Annotated in this window: 19 protein-coding genes; 11 read left to right on the plus strand and 8 right to left on the minus strand. The window is 67.6% G+C overall.

The genetic code is table 11. The features are described from left to right. Positions 1-63: 63 nt before the first annotated feature. A complete protein-coding gene (locus ACWDSJ_RS25105) occupies positions 64-1,359 on the plus strand; it encodes an NAD(P)/FAD-dependent oxidoreductase (RefSeq protein ID WP_450034670.1) in 1,296 nt (431 codons plus the stop codon). Between the two features lie 43 nt (positions 1,360-1,402). Here ACWDSJ_RS25105 and ACWDSJ_RS25110 read toward each other — a convergent pair whose 3' ends face one another. Beyond that, entirely contained in the window at positions 1,403-2,107 is a 705-nt protein-coding gene (locus ACWDSJ_RS25110) for an SDR family NAD(P)-dependent oxidoreductase (protein ID WP_450034671.1), read from the minus strand. A 163-nt stretch (positions 2,108-2,270) separates the two neighbouring features. Here ACWDSJ_RS25110 and ACWDSJ_RS25115 point away from each other — a divergent pair, with 163 nt between their 5' ends. The 3 genes from ACWDSJ_RS25115 to ACWDSJ_RS25125 all read left to right on the plus strand — a co-directional run bounded on the left by ACWDSJ_RS25115 (position 2,271) and on the right by ACWDSJ_RS25125 (position 5,540). Next, entirely contained in the window at positions 2,271-2,852 is a 582-nt protein-coding gene (locus ACWDSJ_RS25115; protein ID WP_450034673.1) for a TetR/AcrR family transcriptional regulator, read from the plus strand. Positions 2,853-3,035: 183 nt separating this feature from the next. Beyond that, the gene (locus tag ACWDSJ_RS25120; protein WP_387369955.1) at positions 3,036-4,304 is read left to right on the plus strand and encodes a cytochrome P450; all 1,269 of its coding nucleotides are present in this window, start codon (positions 3,036-3,038) and stop codon (positions 4,302-4,304) included. A 12-nt stretch (positions 4,305-4,316) separates the two neighbouring features. Next, positions 4,317-5,540, plus strand: coding sequence for a cytochrome P450 family protein (locus ACWDSJ_RS25125; RefSeq protein ID WP_450034675.1), 1,224 nt, complete (start codon positions 4,317-4,319; stop codon positions 5,538-5,540). An 85-nt stretch (positions 5,541-5,625) separates the two neighbouring features. Here the strand turns inward: ACWDSJ_RS25125 and ACWDSJ_RS25130 are convergent, their stop codons facing one another. After that, positions 5,626-7,236 (minus strand): GMC oxidoreductase, encoded by a 1,611-nt coding sequence (locus ACWDSJ_RS25130; protein ID WP_450034676.1) that lies wholly within the window; start codon positions 7,234-7,236, stop codon positions 5,626-5,628. A 16-nt stretch (positions 7,237-7,252) separates the two neighbouring features. Beyond that, positions 7,253-8,800: an LVIVD repeat-containing protein gene (locus tag ACWDSJ_RS25135; protein ID WP_450034678.1), complete on the minus strand. Its 1,548-nt coding sequence runs from the start codon at positions 8,798-8,800 to the stop codon at positions 7,253-7,255. 187 nt (positions 8,801-8,987) lie between these two features. On the opposite strand from ACWDSJ_RS25135, the gene ACWDSJ_RS25140 reads away from it, so the two are divergent. Beyond that, the gene (locus ACWDSJ_RS25140) at positions 8,988-9,545 is read left to right on the plus strand and encodes a TetR/AcrR family transcriptional regulator (RefSeq protein WP_387369947.1); all 558 of its coding nucleotides are present in this window, start codon (positions 8,988-8,990) and stop codon (positions 9,543-9,545) included. Between the two features lie 98 nt (positions 9,546-9,643). Here ACWDSJ_RS25140 and ACWDSJ_RS25145 read toward each other — a convergent pair whose 3' ends face one another. Continuing rightward, entirely contained in the window at positions 9,644-10,186 is a 543-nt protein-coding gene (locus tag ACWDSJ_RS25145) for a DUF1697 domain-containing protein (protein WP_450034679.1), read from the minus strand. Further along, positions 10,179-10,919 carry an acyltransferase gene (locus ACWDSJ_RS25150; RefSeq protein ID WP_450034893.1) on the minus strand — a complete coding sequence of 247 codons (741 nt, stop codon included), beginning with the start codon at positions 10,917-10,919 and terminating at the stop codon, positions 10,179-10,181. The genes ACWDSJ_RS25145 and ACWDSJ_RS25150 overlap by 8 nt, the downstream gene beginning before the upstream one ends. A gap of 214 nt (positions 10,920-11,133) precedes the next feature. Between ACWDSJ_RS25150 and ACWDSJ_RS25155 the strand changes: the two genes are divergently transcribed. Then, a complete protein-coding gene (locus ACWDSJ_RS25155) occupies positions 11,134-12,507 on the plus strand; it encodes an outer membrane protein assembly factor BamB family protein (protein WP_450034680.1) in 1,374 nt (457 codons plus the stop codon). On the opposite strand, the gene ACWDSJ_RS25160 is transcribed toward ACWDSJ_RS25155, so the two are convergent. Beyond that, entirely contained in the window at positions 12,508-12,933 is a 426-nt protein-coding gene (locus ACWDSJ_RS25160) for a MarR family winged helix-turn-helix transcriptional regulator (protein WP_450034681.1), read from the minus strand. A 62-nt stretch (positions 12,934-12,995) separates the two neighbouring features. On the opposite strand from ACWDSJ_RS25160, the gene ACWDSJ_RS25165 reads away from it, so the two are divergent. Then, positions 12,996-13,436, plus strand: a complete 441-nt coding sequence (locus ACWDSJ_RS25165) for a MarR family winged helix-turn-helix transcriptional regulator (protein ID WP_387369938.1) — start codon at positions 12,996-12,998, stop codon at positions 13,434-13,436. Here the strand turns inward: ACWDSJ_RS25165 and ACWDSJ_RS25170 are convergent. Further along, on the minus strand, positions 13,420-14,304 hold the full coding sequence (locus ACWDSJ_RS25170; protein WP_450034682.1) for a helix-turn-helix domain-containing protein: 885 nt from the start codon (positions 14,302-14,304) through the stop codon (positions 13,420-13,422). The two genes, ACWDSJ_RS25165 and ACWDSJ_RS25170, sit on opposite strands and share 17 nt — an antisense overlap. A 506-nt stretch (positions 14,305-14,810) precedes the next feature. Between ACWDSJ_RS25170 and ACWDSJ_RS25175 the strand changes: the two genes are divergently transcribed. The 4 genes from ACWDSJ_RS25175 to ACWDSJ_RS25190 are packed head-to-tail and all read left to right on the plus strand — an operon-like array spanning position 14,811 to position 18,270. Beyond that, positions 14,811-15,986 carry a helix-turn-helix domain-containing protein gene (locus ACWDSJ_RS25175; RefSeq protein WP_450034894.1) on the plus strand — a complete coding sequence of 392 codons (1,176 nt, stop codon included), beginning with the start codon at positions 14,811-14,813 and terminating at the stop codon, positions 15,984-15,986. Positions 15,987-16,001: 15 nt separating this feature from the next. Next, positions 16,002-16,832, plus strand: coding sequence for an inositol monophosphatase family protein (locus tag ACWDSJ_RS25180; protein ID WP_450034683.1), 831 nt, complete (start codon positions 16,002-16,004; stop codon positions 16,830-16,832). Further along, on the plus strand, positions 16,829-17,302 hold the full coding sequence (locus ACWDSJ_RS25185; protein WP_450034685.1) for an NUDIX domain-containing protein: 474 nt from the start codon (positions 16,829-16,831) through the stop codon (positions 17,300-17,302). The genes ACWDSJ_RS25180 and ACWDSJ_RS25185 overlap by 4 nt, the downstream gene beginning before the upstream one ends. Positions 17,303-17,310: 8 nt before the next feature. Then, the gene (locus ACWDSJ_RS25190) at positions 17,311-18,270 is read left to right on the plus strand and encodes a phosphotransferase (RefSeq protein WP_450034687.1); all 960 of its coding nucleotides are present in this window, start codon (positions 17,311-17,313) and stop codon (positions 18,268-18,270) included. Here the strand turns inward: ACWDSJ_RS25190 and ACWDSJ_RS25195 are convergent. Next, positions 18,221-19,435, minus strand: a complete 1,215-nt coding sequence (locus ACWDSJ_RS25195; RefSeq protein ID WP_450034688.1) for a THUMP-like domain-containing protein — start codon at positions 19,433-19,435, stop codon at positions 18,221-18,223. The two genes, ACWDSJ_RS25190 and ACWDSJ_RS25195, sit on opposite strands and share 50 nt — an antisense overlap. Between the last annotated feature and the right edge of the window lie 9 nt (positions 19,436-19,444).

Raw genomic sequence — 19,444 nt, forward strand, 5'->3', positions numbered from 1 at the left:
CGCCCTGATCCCAGGAACACCGGCATTCCGAATCGCGGTTACTAATGACAGAAGGAGGCTGTCATGGACAACGTGGACGCGGGAATCGAAACCGCTGATGTCGTCATCGTCGGATCGGGCTTCGGCGGTCTCGCCGCCGCGAAGCAGTTGAACAAGTCGGGGGTGAACTACGTGCTCATCTCGAGCACGCCCGAGCACTTGTTCCAGCCGTTGCTCTACCAAGTAGCGACGGGTGTGCTCCCCGCGGCCGACATCGCCCCGCCCATCGCCGCGGTGCTGCGCCGGCATCGCAACGCCGATGTCCGGGTCGGCACCGTCGTCGACATCGACGCCGACGCCGCCGTGCTCACCTACGAAACCCCGCAGGGCCACCGCAAGATCCGGTACGGCTCGCTGATCGCCGCGACCGGCGCCAGCCAATCCTATTTCGGCCGGGACGATTTCGCGGACAAGACGTTCTCGCTCAAGACCATCGCCGACGCCGAGCGGTTGCGCGCGCAGATCGAGCGCGTGTTCGCCGAGGCGGCCACCGCGGACGCCAAGACCCGCGAGCGGCTGCTCAGCTTCGTGGTCGTCGGCGCGGGCCCGACCGGCGTCGAGGTCGCGGGCCAGCTGAAGGAACTCGCGAAAAGGCATTACCACCAGGAGATCTCGGTCACGCTGGTGGAGGGCGCGGCCGCGGTGCTGCCCCCGTTCGGCGGCAATCTGTCGGAGTACGCGCGGGAGTCGTTGCGCCGCAACGGGGTCGAGGTTTTGCTCAACACGTTCGTCACCGATATCGAGGCGGGCAAGGTCACCGTCAAGGGCAAGGACGGCGTCGAGCACGGCATCAGCGCGGAGACCGTGGTGTGGTCGGCCGGTGTGCAGGCGGGCGGCTTCGCCGAACTGCTCGCCGAGGCGACCGGCTGCCCGACCGACCGCGCCGGGCGCCTGCTGATCAACCCCGACTGCACCGTCGGCGGCCACGCCGACATCTTCGCCATCGGCGATATGACCTCGCTCAACGGCTATCCCGGGCAGTCGCCGACGGCCATGCAGGAGGGCCGTCACGTCGCCGACATCATCCGGGGACGCACGCCCGCGGGCACCCCGTTCGTCTACTGGGACAAGGGCTCGATGGCGGTGATCAGCCGCTTCAGCGCCGTCACCAAGCTGAACGACAATGTGAAGTTCACCGGCACCCTGGCCTGGTTCACCTGGCTCGCGGTGCACCTGTTCTACCTGGTGGGCTTCCGCAACCGCTTCATCGCGGTGCTGTCCTGGCTGGTCGCCTTCATCGGCACGGGCCGCCCGGGCTTCGCCGAGGTGAACAAGAAGCACGAGCGCCCCGCGGAACTCGAAGAGCGCCGAGCAGCCTGATCACGAGCCTCCGGTGCTCGGACACCGGAGGCTCGGCCGGTGTTCAGGCCGCGCGTTCGACCGCGGTGTCGGTCGTGGCCATCTCGAACAGCGTCTCCGCGAGTTCGTCGGGATGCACCCGGGCGACCGCGTTCGGCTCGACCTCGGCGTAATGCCCGGAGTCGAACAGCCGTTGGGCCGCGCTGCGCTCGATGAGCCTGCTGATCTGGAGGCTGCCCACCCGCACCCCGCGCGGCCGCGCCTCCCGGTCCACGGCGTGCAGCAGATTGAGCAGCCCCGATTGCGGCACGCTCACACTGGCCAGCGCGGGCTGCGGGGTCCGGATGGCGTCGCCCTGCGCGAACAGGACCGCGCCCGAACCCCGTTCGACCATGCCCGGCAGCAGGGCGTGCAGCAGCCGCACCGGGGTCAGCAGATGCAACGGCAGCCAGGTCCGCAGGGTGTCCGCGTCCAGGGCCAGCGCGGACACCGGCAGGCGGCTCACATCACCGGGGGCGTAGAGCGCCACGTCCGGAATCCCGTGCCGCGCCACCAGTTCCGTGAGCGCGGCGTCGACCTGGGCGTCGTCGGTCAGATTCGCGTGCAGCACATCGGTTTCCACGTCGGCCCCGGCCAGCGCGCGGCGTAGTTCCGCCGTCGTGTCCGGATTGCGCGCGACGAGCGTGACCGTGTATCCGGCCCGGCCGAACCGCAGCGCCGCCGACAGGCCGAGCGCGGGTCCCGCGCCGAACACCACGAGATGAGGCATGCCGCCTCCCTTCAACTCGAGAAGGCACTCAATTTGAGTACCCCCTCAATTTAGCCCGAAGTCGAGGACCCGTTCAACTTGTTAGGCTGAGACCATGGTCGTGGCCAACGAATCGACGCAGCGGCCCCGTCGCAGGGACGCCCGGGACAACCGGGAGCGAATCGTGACGGTCGCGCGCCAACGGTTCGGCAGCGACGGACTCGACGCCTCGCTCAACGCGATCGCCCGCGAGGCCGGGGTGAGCATCGGCACGCTCTACAACCACTTCCCCACCCGCGAGGCGCTCATCGAGGAGATCTTCCTCGAACTGGCCCAGGCGTCGGTGCGCAGCGCCGAGGCCGCGCTCGCCGCCGAGGATCCGTGGCAGGGCTTCGTCGAGCACCTGCTCACCATGGCCGAATTGCAGGCCACCGACCGGGGTTTCACCGATCTGTGCGTGCGCTCGCTGCCCGCCGACAATCCCGTCGAGCGGGTGAAGGCGCAGGGGCAGCGGCTGTTCCACGAGCTGGTCGCCCGCGTGCAGGCCGCCGGGGAGCTGCGCGCCGACGTCGACGTGACCGATGTGGGCCTGCTGCTGTGGTCGACCGTGCGGGCCACCGAGGACATCCGCGCACAGGCGCCGCGGGTGTGGCGGCGGCACGTGGCCGTCCTGCTGGACGGATTCCGCAGCAGCGCGGCCCATCCGCTGCCGGAGCCGCCGATCGAGGACCAGTTGGTCCGCACGGCAATGACATTGGAACACTGACACCGGTCGGTACTGTTAGTCTGAAGCAATCGTCGAGCGCGCGGACGGCCCGTCGTCGCGCGCGTCGTCGAAATCGCTTGTCGCGCAGGAGGTGCAGAGGGGAACAGTGGTCGATCCGCGCCCCGCCCTTCCGTCGCGTCGCAATCTCGCCGAACCGTCTTGTCCCGTCTGGAGTTTCGTTCGTTGACCACGCCTTCTTCGTCCGCGCCGCCCACCGGCACGCTGAGCGCCTGCCCCGTCAACCACGGCTCACCCTTCGATGCCGACGGTCCGCGAACCCTCATAGACACACCCGAATTCGCGGCCGATCCCCACGCCTTCTACGCGGCCATGCGCCGCCGCCACGGCTCGATGGCGCCCATCGAACTGTCCCCCGGCGTGCCCGCCACCCTGGTGCTCGGCTATCACACGGCATTGCGGATCCTCAACGATCCCGAGCACTTCCCCGCCGACCCGCGCACCTGGCAGCAGACCGTGCCCGAGGACTGCCCGGTGCGGCCGATGATGCAGTGGTATCCGAACGCCCTGCGCAATTCCGGTGCGGCCCATGCCCGATACCGGCAGGCGTACGTGGCCGCCGTCGACGGCGTCGATCTGCACGCGTTGCACAGCACGGTCGAGAAGATCGCCATCCCGCTCATCAACGCCTTCTGCGAGTCCGGCGCGGCGGATCTGGTGACGCAGTACGCCTTTCCGCTGGTGTTCGAGGTGCTGAACCGAATGGCGGGCTGCGACACCGACATCGGCAACCGGGTCGCCACCGGAATGGCGGCGCTGTTCGACACCGTCAACGCGGCGTGGGGGATGCAGACCCTCAGCGAGGCGCTGCTCGAGCTGATCGCGATGAAGCGCGCCGACCCCGGCGACGACGTCACCTCCCGCATGGTCCACCACGAGGCCCGGCTCACCGACGAGGAGATGCTGTACCAGCTGGTCAGCTTCTACGGCGCGGCGCTGGAACCGCAGCAGAACCTGATCACCAACACGCTGCTGGTCATGCTCACCGACGAGCGGTTCGGCGGGCACATGGTCGGCGGCAGCATGTCCACCCGCGACGCGCTGGACGAGGTCCTGTTCAACGACCCGCCGATGGCGAACTTCTCGATCACCTACCCGCGTCAGCCCACGCTGATCGACAACACCTGGCTGCCCGCGCATCAGCCGGTGGTGATCAGCCTGGCCGCGTGCAACAACGATCCGACCATCGCGGGCGGCGACCGCACCGGCAACCGCTCCCACCTCGCGTGGAGCGCCGGGCCGCACGCCTGTCCCGCCCGGTCGGTGGCGTACCTGGTGGTCCAGGACGCGATCGACCAACTGCTCGACGCGATTCCGGAGATGCACCTGGCGGTGCCGCGCGCGGAACTGACCTGGCGTCCCGGTCCGTTCCACCGCGCCCTGGCCTCCCTGCCGGTCACCTTCCCCCAGGCCCCTCCGTTGAACATCGTGTAAGGAGGCTGTCGGATGCAGCACGAACCGTTGGTCCTGGACCTGGCCGGGACCGACATTCAAGGGGAATCCGCCCGGATCCGCGAACGCGGACCGGTCACTCTGGTGGCGTTGCCCGGCGGGGTGCCCGCCTGGTCGGTCACCGACTTCGCCGTACTCAAGGCGCTGCTCGCCGATCCGCGGGTGTCGAAGGATCCGCGCCAGCACTGGGCGGCGTTCATCAACGGCGAGATCACCGAGACCTGGCCGCTGCTGCCGTGGGTGGCGGTGGACAGCATGTTCACCGCGTACGGCCCCGAGCATCGGCGGCTGCGAAAGCTGGTGTCCCCGGCCTTCACTCATCGCCGCACGACCGCGATGAAGGCGCGCATCGAGGAGATCACCCGCGAACTGCTCGACGGGCTGGCCGCCACGCCCGCGGGTGAGCCGGTGGATCTGCGCGACCGCTACGCCTATCCGGTGCCGATCCGCGTGATCAGCGAATTGATCGGGGTGCCGGACCATCTCGGCCCGGCCATGCACAAGTGCGTCGACGGCTTCTTCGACGGCTCGTTCACCGCCGAGCAGGCCCAGGCCAACTATCTCGAGATGTACGGTCTGGTCAGCGAAATGGTGTCCTACCGCCGGGAGCATCCGGGCGAGGACATCACCAGCGTGCTGATCGCCACGCGCGGCGAGGAGGACGGTTCCCGGCTCACCGAGAAGGAACTCGTCGACACCCTCATGCTGGTCGTCAACGCCGGGCACGAGACCACGGTCAACCTGCTCGACCAGGCCATCACCGCCCTGCTCACCCACCCCGACCAGCTCGCGGCGGTGCGCTCGGGCGCGGTGGAGTGGACCGACGTGGTCGAGGAGACGCTGCGTTACCAGGCCCCCATCGCCCACCTCCCGCTGCGCTACGCCGCCGAGGACATCGAGATCGAGGGCTGCCGAATCCCCAAGGGCGACGCCATTCTGGCGTCCTACGCGGGCGCCAGCCGCGACCCGAAGATCCACGGCGACACCACCGACGAATTCGACGTCCGCCGCGACACCCGCGACCAGCACGTCGCGTTCGGCCACGGCGCGCACCACTGCCTGGGCGCCCCCCTGGCCCGCCTGGAGGCGGCCATCGCCCTCCCCGCCCTGTTCGAGCGGTTCCCGGAGGTGCGGTTCGCCGTCGATCCGAGCGAGCTCGAGCACATCGGCAGTTTCATCTCGAATGGACACACGAAACTGCCTGTGCTGCTTGGGTAGTCCCGCTGCCCGTGGTCCCAGCCGCCTCCGGCGGCTGGGAACATGGGGTCGTAGGCAGCGGGGAACAGGGGCCGAGGGCGAGGACTCAGATCACCGCACCAACGTCCTTGGCCACCAAGCGATCCAGGGCGCGCTCGGCCAAGGCGGCGATGGTCATCGACGGATTGCAGGCGGCGGTGTTGCCCGGCATGAGGGCGCCGTCGAGGACGTAGAGGCCGCGCTGGCCCAGGACGCGGCCGTCGAGGTCGCATACCGAGCCCATGCTCGCTCCGCCGAGGCCGTGCCAGGTGGAGGGGAAGGCGAGGTTGGTGTCGAGGAGGAGGCTGTCGTTCCCGGCGATGGCTCGGGTGGTCGGGCCGATGTGGTGCTCCTGGATATAGGCGTCGCCGTCGAGCGGCCAGTGCAGTTTCGCCTCGTCGCTGGCGGGGTCGTAGGCGAAGTGGCCGCGGCCGTCGCTGACGCCGTAGCCGACCATCATGGTGCTGTGGGCGTCCATCGACAGCGGCGGGATCGATGCCTGGATGACGGTGTGCGCGGCGTGCGGGTCGGACCAGTTCAGGCTGCCGTAGACCACCGGACCACCCTGTGCGACACCGAAATTCGCCGCCGGGTCGGTCCACACGTAGATGCGGTCGGCGTTGGTGCCCCAGCCCGCGCCCACACCGTCGGGCAGATCGGGGATGCGGCCCGTGGCCCCGGCGCGCACCAGCAGCTTGGTGGTGTTGAGGCTGCCCGCCGCGAGCACCAGCGTGCCGGTGGTGAGGATCTTGTTCTCCCGCACGGTCCCGGTGGTGTCGATCCGGTCGACGTGCACGACCCAGCGGCCGTCGGGGGCGCGTTCGATATCGGTGACCTGATGCAGCGGCAGCACCCGCGCGCGTCCGGTCGCCTCCGCGGCGGCCAGATAGGTGACGTCGACCGAATGCTTGCCGCCGTTGTTGACCCCGAGCGAACCGTCGCCGTTGGTGTAGGACGGCTTCATCTCGCCGCGCAGTTCGGCCAGCGCGTAGTTCCAGTCGATGGGCATCGGGATCTTCGACACCGGGAGGCCCGCGCGGCGCGCCTGATCGGCGAAGTAGCGGGCCGCCGCGTAGTTCGGGCTCGCGATCAGATCGTCGGGCGCGACCTCGAGGCCGAGCATGCGCGCCACGCGCGGGTAGTAGACGCGATCCAGCGCGGCCCAGTCCAACCCGTCGGGAAAGTGCGTGGTGAACACCGCCTCGCTGGGTTGCAGCGACATGCCTTGGTAGATCAGCGATCCGCCGCCGACGCCCGCCGCGCACAGGGCGGTCATGTTCTCCCCCGCCACCGCCTCGACGAGTCCGGTGTAGGCGTCGAACGGCATGGGCTTGCCGAACACCACCGGACTCGACCGATACCAGAGCATGCGCTTGTCCGGCGTCGCGGGCCGCGGGAAGGTGTCCGCGTTCGGCCCGGTCGGCCAGCGCATTCCGCGTTCGAGCACCGTCACCGGCACCCCCGCCTCGGCCAGGCGCAGGGCGGTCACGCCGCCGCCGAATCCGGAGCCGACCACGACGACCCGATGCTCCTCGCGGGTCAGTGGGATATTGGTGGCCGGGGCGCCGGTGGCCCGCACGCCAATAGGGTTGTGCGCGTTGGCGACTCGCGTTCCGGCCAGTAGCAGACCAGCCGAGGCGGCTCCGGTGAGCAGCGCACGGCGAGATAACGATGACATGAATATCCTCGGTTGATCAGGCCCCGACCGTCGAATGCTGGTTCGCGGGCGGGGTGTAGACATCGGGAGACAGCTCGAGAGCCTGGAAACCGTTGTCGGCGCAGGTGACCCAGAGCTGGTTGCCGCGCCACTCGGGGGCGGAGAAACACCAGTCGGCCGACAGGTCGCCGAAGGCGATGTCACCGCTGCGCGGGCTCACCGCCCGAGCGGGATCGAACACCCCCTGCGCCAGCGCCTGCATCACCGACGGCGCGCTGAGCACCGGCACGCCGATCAGCGAGGCCAGCGCGTGCGGGGAGTTCGACAGTTCGGCATTGTGCCCGGTCAGGGCAGGCGGGTTGTAGTAGGCGATCTCCCGTACCCGCCCCGGATCGCGGACGTCGAAGACCCGCACCCCGGAGGATTCCCACCCGCAGGCGAGCGCAGTGGGATCGACGGCCCGGTCGGCCGCGCAGTAGTGCGGGTCGTAGGCGAACAGCGAACCGCCCATGCTGGAAGCCAGTGCGGCGTCCTGATTCTCGGGCAGATTGATGGCGAGTTTGATCGACCCGATCAGCCGCGGCCGGGCCGGGTCGGCGACATCGATGAATTTGACTCCGCCGGAACCGGCTTCGTCGACGGTGAACAGATAGGGCTTGCCGCCGTAGGTGACCGGGATGCTGTGCTGGGTGGCCCAGCCGTCGGTCCAGCTGGTCTGCGACAGCACCGGCACGACCGGGTTCGGATCGCGGCGCTGTACCGCACTGGTGTCGAGAATGGTGATGCCGCCCATGTTGTTGGACAGGTACAGCCGATCGCCGTCGGGACTCACGCCCATGCCGTGCATGGACAGTCCGGGCATGCCCTGCCAGATCACGTGCGGATTCGCCGGATCCGTCAGATCGATGGCGCTGACGATGCCGGGCGCGGTGCCCGAGGACCAGTAGGTGTTCCCGTCCGGCGAGAATCCGCCCTCGTGCGCGGTGATCGGCAGCGGCATGGCGAGACTGCCCGGCCCGGGATTCAGCAGCCGCGGGTGCGCGCAGTCGGACACGTCGTAGACCGCGATGAGCCCGACGCCGGTGAGCGCGGGAACGCCCGTGCCCACCAACAGCTTTCGAGTCGTATTGACCTTGAGGCTCTCCCACGTGCCCGCGAGCATCGCCGGTTCGGTGAGAGTCGTTGTGAGCACCGGGTTTTCGGGATCGGCGACGTCGAGGACCTGCACGCCCTGCGCGGGGCCGAGCAGATCGCCGGGGAAGAAGCTGCCGACATAGGCGCAGTGGTCGAAGCTGGTCGAGGTGATGCCCCCGCCGCGCCCGGGATAGCCGCCGAGCCGGGTGAGGTTGCAGTGGTAACCCCGTGCGCTGCGGCCGTTGTCGCGATCGGCGGCGGGCACATCGCCCTGGAGTCCGGTCTCGGGGTCGGAACCCGGTCCGCACGCGGGAGGCGGTGCGGCCGTGGCGAATACGTCGGTGATCTGCTGCACCGGCCCGGCCGGGGCCTGCGCGACGGCCGGTCCGGCGGCTCCGCACGCGCAGACCGCGGCGAGCGCGACCCAGCGCCGAATGCGTGAAGTGGTCATGATTCGCCCTCGACGGTGAGGGTCCTTCCTGGTGGAACGGAGCGCGGTGCCAGCAACCGGACTTCATGGTCCGGTTACTGCGCGTAGTTTGGCCGACCCCCGACCTCGGCGTCAAGAGCGGCCGTCGGTTCCTCGTACGGGCCGACGGCGGACACGCGGCCATGAGCCGGGTCTATACAGTTGAGCGATGATCACCGAGCGGCGCGTCAATCGAGGCCCGGCCGCCGCACGCGAGAATCGGGCGGCGCTGGTGGCGGCGGCGCGAGAAGTGTTGGCCGAGTACGGCACCGACGCCCCCTTGGCCCTCATCGCGCAGCGCGCCGGGGTCGGCAAGGGCAGCCTCTACCGGCACTTCCCCACCCGGGACGCGGTGGTGGTGGCGGTCTTCGAGGACAATGTGACCGAACTCGAGGAGCTTGCGGCCCGCCCCGAGGCGACCGCCGAGACGGTGATCGACGCGATCATCGGCCAGATCACCGAATCCATGGGCTTCATCGCGGTCCTCAACCCGGCCACCATGTCCGACGACCGCCTCCAGGGGCCGCTGAGCCGGGTGATGCAACTGCTCACCACGAAACTCGCCGACCCGGGCAGCCGCGGCGGATTGCGCGCCGACCTCACCGTCGAGGACGCGTTCGTGGCCATCGCCATGCTGGGCGCGTTGCTGCACAAGACCGCCGAGCCGGATCGCCCGGCGGTGCTGGAGCGGGCTCGGAGGCTGTTGGATCGGGCGTTGCGCGCGTAAGGCGTTGCGCTTCTTATAGTTCGGCGAGGACCTTCCGGACGACGACCCCCATGGACCTACAGCTTGGCCAGAACCTTCCGGACGACGCCCCCACGTACCTATAGCTTGGCCAACACTTTCTGAACCGTGAGCCAGGTACGCGTGGTGATGTCCTTGCCGTAGATGCTCTCCAGCCAGGACATGTGATTGGCGGTGGTCGGGGTGATGTTGTCGATCACCGCGAGCACGGCGCGGGCGCGCTCGTCGTAGCCCGCGATGCGCACGGCGGCGGTCAGCGGTTCGGGCAGCGGGCCGGGCGGGCCGAGTTTGCCGCCGTCCTTGATGAATGTGGCCGTCAGATAGGTGCCGCGGCTGTGCTCGAGGCCGTCGAACGGATCGCTGTCGACCAGTTCCCGGAGCTCGTCGCGGCTGCGGATGATGGTGCCGCCGCCGATGCCCAGCTCGGCGTTCAGGGCCTGCTGGATCGTGGATTCCAGTGTGGGAACATCGGTTTCGTCGCTGGTGAAAAGGATGTTGCCGCTGGTGAGCAGCGAGCTCACCGATTCGAAGCCGAGCCCCTCGAACACGCCGCGCAGCTTCTCGTTGCGCATGTTCGGGTTGCTCGGCATGATGCCGCGCAGCCAGGCGGCGTACCTAGTCATGGGCGGCGACGCCGTTCTTCTTGCGCTCGATGTCGGCCAGCGCGGCGAGGTGGCGGGCCCGCGCCTCGGCGGCCGCGTCCCAGGCGTCCTTGCGGTTCTTGACGACCTTGGCGGGCGCGCCGACGGCGATGCTGAAATCGGGGACCTCGCCCTTGACCACCGCGTGCGCGCCGAGCACGCAGCCGCGCCCGACCCGGGTGCCGCGCAGCACGGTCACCTTGGCCGCGATCCAGGTGTCGGGGCCGATGCGGACCGGGCTCTTGACGATGCCCTGATCCTTGATCGGCAGCGTGACGTCGTCCATCTTGTGGTCGAAGTCGCAGATGTAGCACCAGTCGGCCACCAGCGTCGACTCGCCGATCTCGATGTCGAGGTAGGTGTTGACGACATTGTCCTTGCCGAACACCACCTTGTCGCCGATGCGCAGCGAACCCTCGTGGCAGCGAATGGCATTGCCGTCGCCGATGTGCACCCACCGCCCGATCTCCATGCGGCTGAATTCGGGGGTCGCGTGGATCTCGACGCGGCGGCCGAGAAAGACCATGCCGCGCAACACGATGTGCGGATTGGCGAGCCGGAATTTGAACAGCCGGTAGTACCGGACCAGATACCACGGCGTGTACGCGCGATTGGCGAGGACCCACCGCAGCGAGGCGAGCGTCAGAAACCGCGCCTGCTCGGGATCCCGGCGGCGCGACCCGCGCCAACGCGAGCGCAACGGTGCGCCCCACATACTCGTCACGAACCTGCTCCTCGAGGTGTGTCGGTCGTTGACGTACCAGGGTACTTATCGCGAGGCGAGGGATTACGGCGGAGGGCGAGGACCCAGTGTCGTGGGGGCGGGGTGCGGAAGGGAGGGGTGCGGGGCGTCTCGCGCAGGCTGGTACACGGGCGGGAGGACCGGGGGTTTAATCTCGTGCAGGCCCGTACGAGCAGAGGGGAGTACCGTGCACGACCTGAGCGGAGTGGCCGGGAACCACCGGACGGCGGTGCGGCGTACCGCCGTGCGGCTGGCCGCGACGATCGGCGCGGTCGGACTGCTGGTGACCGGATGCGGGGGCACCAAGGCCGACGACATCACGGTGGGGCCGGGCAAGGGCTGGCCCACGGCGTTCCACGACGCGCGCAACAGCGGGTCGAGTCCGGTCACGGGTTCGCGGCACCTGAAGCTGTCGTGGTCGCGCCCGATCGGCGGCCCCGTCGCGCTGGCGACGACCGTGGGTCCGGACGGGCAGTTGTTCCTCACCACCCGCACCGACGTGGACTGCGTCGGCAAGCCCGGCCCGACGGGTCTGATCTTCTCCTTCCAGATGGCCACCGGCCGCAAACGGTTCTGTAATGCCTTGGGCCCCGCCGCGATCGGCGCGCCGACGGCCGTGGACGGCTCGACGAACGTCTACCTCGGCGACGACGCCTTCGACGTCGGCGGCGTCGGCTCGTTCAACGCGCTCGGTCAGCCGCGCTGGCGCACACCGGTCGCCGGGGTGCCGGTGTCGTTGCAGTTCACCGGGGACGGCAATGTGCTGTCGGTGACACAGTTCGGTCAGGTCGATGTGCTGAGTCGCCAGACCGGCGATCGGGCGGCGCCGACGTTTCAGGTGCTCGGCGAGCCGGACTTCCTGAAGCAACCCGATCTGCCGCGCCCGCCCGCCGGGTTGGGAATCGGCGATTGCGTGGCCGGCGGCCCGCAGTGCCCGATCGCGAATGTGTCTGCGGTGGACCAGGATTCGGGCCGTTTCTTCGTGACGGCGTGGCGACCCGGCGTCGGGGTGGCGTCGCTGGTGGCGCTGCGTTACGCGGACGGCCGCATCACGCAGGAGTGGAGCGCGGACGTGCTGACCGAGGGCAGCGCGACGAGTCCGACCCTGTCCGGGGACGGCAAGACGGTCTACGTCGGGGACAACAGCGGGCGACTGCTGGCGGTCGACGCTTCCGACGGTCGCACGAAATGGGTTCAGCCGCTTGGTTTTCAGCCGCGGGGCGCGGTGTCGCTGCGGGACGGTTTGCTGATCCCCGGCGGTGACGACGGCCATCTGCTGGCGCTGCGCGACGACGGCGACAAGGCCGAGATCGCTTGGGAGCGTAAGGATTTGCTCGTTCGCGGTCAGGTCGTGCAGACGGCCGGGGACACCGGCTACACGGTCGCGCCGATTCGCGACGAGCTGAATCTGGTCACGTTCGAGACCAAGAACGGGAATACGGTCGCGTCGACCGCGCTCGCCGGGGCGCAGGGCGCGGCCTCCGGGATCGCCGTGGGGGCGAAGGGGGAGGTCGTGGTGACCAGTCGGATCGGGGAGCTGTTCGCGTTCGAGCCGGAGTAGTCAGTTCGGTTGCGGCGCATGGGTTTCGACATTGTCGGCGATGCGGCGCAGCAGGGCGGTGAGGGTGTCGTAGTCCTCGGGGGTGAGGCCGTCGAGGATGGCTTCTCGCTGGGTCTTGATGCGCTCGAAGAGGGCTTCGTGCGCCGCGTGGCCCTGGTCGGTGAGGGCGTACTCGCCCGTCTCCTTTCGGTCGACCCAGCTCCTGGCGATCATACGGTTCAGGTACGGGACCACCGTCGGATCGGTGTCGTCGAGGAACGGGGCGACGGCCTGATCCAACTCCTCGAGGGTGCGGGGATTGTCGGCCAGGGTGTGCAGGACCTGCCATGAGCGGCGCACCAGACCCTCGTCCGCCAGGAGCGCGGCGAAGTTTCGCTCGATGCCGCGATCGATCTGCTTGAGCCAGTAGCCCAGGGGCTTGGACATCGATACCTCCATGTCTTCTTACAAGTACTTGTAACTTAACATGTATTTGTAAGATGACAACCATGAAGGACGAGGAGGCCGTCGCGGCCATCGAACGAGCCATGGTCGCCATCCGGCGCAGCCAGTCCCGGCGCAACCTCTCCCGCCTGCACGAATCCTCCGTTGACCCCACCCTTTTCCTCGTTCTGGACGCGGTGGAATCCCACGACGACGCGGCCACTGTCACCGATATCGCCCAAGCCCTGTCGGTCGACCAGCCCCGGGCCAGCCGGTTGGTGGCCCGGGCGGTGTCGGAGGGGTTGTTGCGTCGGGAGGCCGATCAGTCGGACGCCCGGCGGGTTCTGCTGCGGTTGACGCCCGTGGCGCGGAGAGCGCTCGAGCAGGGGCATCGGGTTCGGCGGGAGGTGTTCGCTCGAAGTATTGCGGGGTGGTCGTCGTCGGAGCGGGTTCAATTCGCGCGGTTGTTGACGCGGTTCGTGGGGGATTTCAGTCGGGAGTTGTAGTCAGAAGTCTTGCGGTGGAATCGGTTTCGGTCAGTGCTACGCGACGGAGTTCGGCGAGGGCGGCCTGGTAGCGGGAGACTTCTTCCGGTCGTTCGAGATAGAGGGTGCCGACGTGTTCTTCGATGCGGACGAGGGGTGGTTCGACGAACTTGGTGTGGGGCAGGAGAGGGAATTCGAGCAGGGTGAATGGGCCGACCAGGGCGCCGAGGTGGCTGCGGGCGTCGAAGGGGACGATGCGGATCGAGACATTGTGGCGCTCGGATGCTTCGGCGAGGTGGCGGCGCTGCTCGGCTATGACGGCGGGGCCGCCCCATTCCTCGCGGAGTCCGGCTTCAGATATGAGGAACTCGAAGGTGCGATTGGAATCATTCAGTCGGCGTTGATATTTGACGGATTTCGAGACACGTTCCTCGATGTCATCGGTCGGCGCATAGGGCGATTCGGCCCAGGCGACGGCCCGGCTGTAGTCGACTGTCCGCACGAGCTTCGGCACGAGAACGGTCGACCACACCGTCGTCCGCGTGGCCGCCTCCTCCGCCGAGGCGTAGGGGTCGAAATCTCCCGTCTTATGATCCATATGCGCTCGCCACCACCCTCCGCCGTACTTGGCCGTCGCCCGTACTTCCGTCGCCAGCGCCAGAATGGTCCGGCGAGTGTCGTCGTCCACGCCGTAGTGGTCGCACAGCGTGTTCATGTAGAGATCGCTGGCCGAGGGCACCGAAAGCCCATCCTCCAGGCGGCTCATCGTCTGGCATGAGATGCCGAGGATGCGAGCTGCTTTCGTTTTGCTGAAATTTGCCTTTTCACGCAAGACATTCAGTTGTCGACCGAGTGCTCGTCGTGCGAGCGTGGAACCCACGAGGGGCATTTCAGTTCCTTTCTCTATTACTGACCGGAAGCCGTCCGGTGTTCCATACGGACCGCCTCCCACAGGCACTCCTCGTATTCGGGGAGGAGGTCGATGGCGACGGCAAGAGTCGGGTAGTTGCCGGGCCCGAATTCGATGTAGCCAGGCCGACATTCCGGAAGCGGTGTGTGCGGCCACCGAAGGGCAGGACGGTCGGTGATGTTGTCGTTCACTGACAGAATTCGCGGTATTCCGTCCTCACCCACTTCCCACAGCGCCCATTTGTCCCCGATGTCGGTCCTGTGTATATTCCTACCTTCGGAATTCTCGACGAGCATCGATCACACCCCTCCTGACGATGACCGCGGCCGAGTGTCAGCACTCAGCGCAACTGTCTGTAGCTTCCACCTATCGCGACAGCTGAAGTAATAGGAAACTAATAGTTCGCTGATCGTGTGGACCCGAGCTTCCGAGGCTCGTTACCCTGGAGGGCGACAAGGTCTTCCAGCGATCTGAGGTTCTTCGTCATGGCAACCGAGACAAACGGATCTGGTAAGCGAATCGCCGCACTGCGGCGGTTGGCGAAGATGACGCAGGATCAGTTGGCCGTCAAGGCGGGCTACAGCGTGCATGCCGTGCGTGCGGTGGAACAGGGGCGCGATCCCGCGTCGCCCGGATTCGTCACGGCGGTGGCCGCCGCGCTCGGCGTCGAGCCCGAGCAGATCTATGGCACGCCGTATCAGGACGCGATCGATGAGGACGGCACGCTGGACGGTCTGGCCGAGTTGCGTGCGATCTTGTCGGAAGGTGAATACGTCTGCGGCGCGGATCCGTCGCCGCTCGATCAGCTTCGGGCGGAACTGAAGTCGATCAATGACGACGACCGCGCGGGTCGGAGCCGTCAGGCGCTCGCGCGGCTGCCGAAGCTCATTCGCGAACTGTACGGCGCGCTCGCGGACAATTCGGATCCCGAGGTGTACGCATTACTGGCCGACGCCTACAACGCGGCGGATCGGATATGCCGTCGTTTCGGACACATGGCCCTCACGATCCCGGCCGTCGACCGTTTCGACTGGGCCGCAACACTTTCCGGTGACCCGTTGAACATCGCGCACGGAAAGATCATGCGCACCCGGCTGCTCATGTACCACAACAACACCGACCTCGCGCTGCGCTTGGTGGACGAAGCGATCTCCCTCATCGAAGGAGAAAGCGAAGGGGCGCTTTCCGTTTGGGGCGCGGCGCATCTCGCCGGGGCCGTGGCCGCCGCCCGCGGTCGTCGCCTCGACACGGCTCGCGACCACATCGCAGAGGCACGAACCATCGGCACCCGCCTCGGCCACGAAACCCGCGCCTACGAAACTCTCATGGGCCCGGGCAATACCGAAATCCACGCCGTCGGAGTGGAACTCGAGGCCGGAGACCCCGGGAAAGCCGCCACGATCGGTTCGGAACTGTCCCTTCCACCGACGATCACCCATTCCCGCGCGGGCCACCTCTGGCAGGACGTCGGCCGCGCCTGGCTCCTCGTCGGCAAGCCCGACAAGTCGTTGAAGGCATTACAGCAGGCCCGAAAGGTCTCCCCACAACAAACGAAACTGCATCCCAGCGTCCGCGAAACGCTGTACGGAATCGCGGCGGCCGAACGCCGCCGCAGTGAATCATTGGGAGCCTTTGCCAACTGGGTCGGCATCACCGTGTAGCGCGAGGAGCTCAGGATGAGCATGCGGGCTACCCGGAACACGGCGCGAATGACTTCGAATCATGAGCATCTGCTGGGTATCGCCCGGCACGCGGCGGCCCGAGGTGGCGTACTGCTGAAGGAGACAGCGCCGGGCCGGATAGAGCAGAAGGGCGACCGCGATTTCGTCACCGACCTCGATCGTCGTATCGAGCAGGAGATCCGCGACTGCCTTCGAGAGATGACACCGGGAATCGACTTTCTCGGCGAGGAGCTCGAGACCCCCGCCCACCCGGAGACGCTGAAAGCGGTGTGGGTTCTCGACCCGATCGACGGCACATCGAATTTCATTCACGGACTGCCCTTTTCGGCTGTATCGCTGGCCCTGGCACAAAAGGGAACCGCGACAATCGGCGTGGTTGTCGCGCCATTCCTCGGACTCGAGTATTACGCAGCTTCCGGAACCGGAGCCTTCTGCAACGGCCAGCCCATCTCGGCGAGCCAACCATCCTCCCTTGCCGCCGCCATAGTCTCCCTGGGCGATTACGCGGTCGGAACGGACGCCGCCGAGAAAAACCAGCGACGTTTCGCCCTTACCCACACGCTCGCGCACTCCATCGAGCGAATCCGCATGTTCGGATCAGCCGCGCTGGACCTCACCTGGGTCGCGTCGGGCAAGACCGACGCGTGCGTCATGCTGTCGAACAAGCCCTGGGATACCTCGGCCGGGGTCGTCATCGCCCGCGAGGCGGGAGCTGTCGTGACGGATCTCGCGGGCACGCCCCACACATTGTCGTCGGCCGAGACGGTGGCGGCCTCTCCGTCTATCGCCGAGGAGTTGCGGGCGCTGCTCGGAGGAACCTCATGAGCACAAGACGTGACTACTACCGCGATCCGAATGCCCCGCGACCGAACAGCCTGGTTCCCGGCGGGTCCGCCCTCGTCACCGATCCCGAAGGCCGCATCCTGATGCAACGCCGTGGGGATTCCGGCAACTGGTCGCTCCCCGGGGGAGCTATGGAACTCGGTGAAACCTTGCCGCAGTGCGTGATTCGGGAGACGAAAGAGGAGACCGGCCTCGACATCGAAATCACCGGCCTCCTCGGCATCTACACCGACCCGCAGCACGTCATCGAGTACGAGGACGGCGAGATTCGGCAAGAGTTCGCTATCACATTCTACGGGCGGGTGATCGGCGGCCGGATCGCCGTGAGCGACGAGTCGACTGCCGTTCGATTCCTCGGGTTGGACGAGCTTGCGGAATTGCCGGTGCATCCGACTGTTCGGCTCCGCCTTGGACATCATGCCGAACGGCGGTCGCAGCCGTACCTGGGATGAGAAAGGGCATGGCAATCGACAGCGGCCTTCCCGGGCGAGAGGCATTGGCGGCGGCATGCGCCGCATTCGGCCTCTCCGGACGCGTTGCGAAAGCTGTTCTGCTGCACCAGCGTTCCAACGCCGTGTGGTTGCTGCCCGAGCATGACGTGGTAGTCCGCCTGGCCCCCGATACCGAGACGCGGCGCGAACGAGCGCGGGCGGCCGTCGAGGTCACCCGATGGCTCTCGAACACCCATCCGCCAGTAGCCCTGGCCCCGCTTCCCGGCCCCCAACCCATCAATGTCGCCAACGCTGTCGCCACCTTCTGGCCCTACCGCCCCACCCCGGACGAGGCCACCGCATCCGAACTCGGCCACCTGCTCCGACGTTTACACGATGCCGGAGAGCCGCCAGCCGCAGTGCGCCTTCCCCGCTATCGACCGCTCCGGCGCTTGTCGGAGGCCCTCGAAATAGACAGGGGGCGTGCCGTTCCCGCGCTCGACCCCACCGATCACGAGTGGCTACGGCAACAAGCCACCCGGCTCATCGACAGATTCGACCGCACGGAATTCCCGCTCGGAATAGGACTGATCCACGGCGACCCACACACCGAAAACGCACTCCGCGACAACGGCCAATGGGTCCTGATCGACTGGGACAACACAGCACTCGGCCCCCGAGAACTAGACCTCGTCAGCCAACTACCCGACCACTTCCACGAATCTCACAGCACCCGAGCGAAATTCGCCGACGCCTACGGCTACGACCTACTCGCCTGGCCAGTCTGGACGATGCTCCGAGACATCACCGAACTGCACTCCCTCGGCAGCTACCTCCGACTCGCCCCCGACAAACCCGCAGCCGCGATCGAGCTACGTCGCCGGGTAAATTCACTGCGAAATGACGACCGGTCGGTGGTGTGGCGAGCGATAGGGTGCCCTACGGCGTCTCACATACGAAAACCATCGGCGTCTGGCCGATTCGAGTAACCACCAGGGTATGCGGCACCGCCCCACGCGGTTTGAGGCGGGCGCGAAGGGCGTCCGGGTTGACGTCCACACCGCGAGCCAGGATCTCGAGAGGCCCGCAGTCCCGGCGGTGGAGTTCGCCGCGCAGCGTCTTCTCTCGGAAGGGAAGGCTGTCCAGCACCCGGAACGCTCGAACACCCGGCGGCAGAGCATCGCCGGTGAGGTAGGCGATGCGCGGGTCGAGTTGCCAAAGACCCTGCGCCGCAGCGTAATGCCGGACCAGACCCGCGCGCACCACTGCGCCGTCAGGATCGATGATCCAGTCGCCGGGCGCGCGGGTAGGAATGTCGTCGGGGTCGGCGTCGGTGACGGTCCAAGAATCGCCGGAACCCGACAGGACCGTGGCGCGGCGAGTGACACCGGGCTCCGCGAGCGCCGCAGGCCACAGGCAGACCTCGCGCACCGAGCCGTCGAGGGAGACCACCTCGGCTTCACCGTCCCAGGTGAGATCGGGATGCCCCGCCTGTTTGCCTCCCCGCCCGGTGCCGCCCGTGACGAAGCTGTCGAAATCCAAACCGGGAGCGCATTTCACGACCAGATCGCGGCTGCGGTAGGCGGCGATCAAATCCGGAAGCGGCGGTTGAAGTTTCGCAGGGTCATGGGTACGGCGGCCGTCCGCGCGACGGGCCGGATCGGCGATGACCACCGTATCGGTACTACAGGGTACGAGCGCATCAGCCTTGGCCAGCAACACATTTCGCACACCGGACAGATTGTGCGCGGCCATCGCCAACCGCACCTCGTCCAGGTCACTACCGATCACGCCGGGGCAAACACCATGCAGCGCAACGAGTTCCGCACCGATCGAACACGTGACATCATGCACGAACCGCCCCGCCAACCGCAGCGCCCGATGCCGCGCCACCGCCGTCGGCGTCGCCTGCTGCAACGCGTCGTCGGTGAACAGCCACTCCCCCGCCCCGGCGAGCTTCGCCCCGGCCCGCCGCCGCAGCCGCACCGTCTCCACCAGCACGCCCGCACGATCCCCGTACTCGCCCCGCACCCGGCCGAGATCACGCACCAGCGACGCCTCGGTCAACTCCAGCCGAGCCACCTCGGCCAGTGCCGCCCGACCAGCGGCACCGGCCAGATAGTCGACGTCCTCGCGGGAGAACCGGTATCCCACAACGATTTA

The sequence above is a fragment of the Nocardia sp. NPDC003482 genome (assembly GCF_053588115.1).

Bases quoted from the DNA above. Each gene is read 5' to 3' on its own strand.
- ACWDSJ_RS25150 (WP_450034893.1), bottom strand. From the start codon at position 10,919: ATGTGGGGCGCACCGTTGCGCTCGCGTTGGCGCGGGTCGCGCCGCCGG.
- ACWDSJ_RS25145 (WP_450034679.1), bottom strand. From the start codon at position 10,186: ATGACTAGGTACGCCGCCTGGCTGCGCGGCATCATGCCGAGCAACCCG.
- ACWDSJ_RS25180 (WP_450034683.1), top strand. From the start codon at position 16,002: ATGAGCATGCGGGCTACCCGGAACACGGCGCGAATGACTTCGAATCAT.
- ACWDSJ_RS25160 (WP_450034681.1), bottom strand. From the start codon at position 12,933: ATGTCCAAGCCCCTGGGCTACTGGCTCAAGCAGATCGATCGCGGCATC.
- ACWDSJ_RS25130 (WP_450034676.1), bottom strand. From the start codon at position 7,236: ATGTCATCGTTATCTCGCCGTGCGCTGCTCACCGGAGCCGCCTCGGCT.
- ACWDSJ_RS25185 (WP_450034685.1), top strand. From the start codon at position 16,829: ATGAGCACAAGACGTGACTACTACCGCGATCCGAATGCCCCGCGACCG.
- ACWDSJ_RS25175 (WP_450034894.1), top strand. From the start codon at position 14,811: ATGGCAACCGAGACAAACGGATCTGGTAAGCGAATCGCCGCACTGCGG.
- ACWDSJ_RS25105 (WP_450034670.1), top strand. From the start codon at position 64: ATGGACAACGTGGACGCGGGAATCGAAACCGCTGATGTCGTCATCGTC.
- ACWDSJ_RS25140 (WP_387369947.1), top strand. From the start codon at position 8,988: ATGATCACCGAGCGGCGCGTCAATCGAGGCCCGGCCGCCGCACGCGAG.
- ACWDSJ_RS25190 (WP_450034687.1), top strand. From the start codon at position 17,311: ATGGCAATCGACAGCGGCCTTCCCGGGCGAGAGGCATTGGCGGCGGCA.
- ACWDSJ_RS25125 (WP_450034675.1), top strand. From the start codon at position 4,317: ATGCAGCACGAACCGTTGGTCCTGGACCTGGCCGGGACCGACATTCAA.
- ACWDSJ_RS25110 (WP_450034671.1), bottom strand. From the start codon at position 2,107: ATGCCTCATCTCGTGGTGTTCGGCGCGGGACCCGCGCTCGGCCTGTCG.
- ACWDSJ_RS25165 (WP_387369938.1), top strand. From the start codon at position 12,996: ATGAAGGACGAGGAGGCCGTCGCGGCCATCGAACGAGCCATGGTCGCC.
- ACWDSJ_RS25135 (WP_450034678.1), bottom strand. From the start codon at position 8,800: ATGACCACTTCACGCATTCGGCGCTGGGTCGCGCTCGCCGCGGTCTGC.
- ACWDSJ_RS25170 (WP_450034682.1), bottom strand. From the start codon at position 14,304: ATGCCCCTCGTGGGTTCCACGCTCGCACGACGAGCACTCGGTCGACAA.